The 241-nt window shown below is 34.0% G+C and carries 1 protein-coding gene; it reads left to right on the forward strand.

The genetic code is table 11. The features are described from left to right. On the forward strand, positions 1 to 241 hold a 241-nt coding region (locus SB717_RS39085; protein ID WP_410908657.1), incomplete at both ends, for a YbfB/YjiJ family MFS transporter.

A 241-nucleotide genomic window follows, 5' to 3' on the forward strand; every position in this document is an offset into this window, starting at 1 on the left:
CGTGAAAAAATATTACACCACTGTTTATTCTTCAATGTTCTTTCAACTCTTTGTATGGGCTTAACCTCTTATATCTTTTTATGGTTTCCCCTTCGCTTTATCGGTGGTTTCACAAGTGCAATTGTATTTGTTCTTGCCTCTAGTATTGTTTTAGATTATTTATTTCAAAGTAATAAAGTCATGCTAGGTGGCATGATTTATAGCGGTGTTGGAATTGGCATTATTTTCTCTGGAAGTTTCG

The sequence above is a fragment of the Priestia sp. SIMBA_032 genome (assembly GCF_046535215.1).
GTDB lineage: Bacteria > Bacillota > Bacilli > Bacillales > Bacillaceae_H > Priestia > Priestia aryabhattai.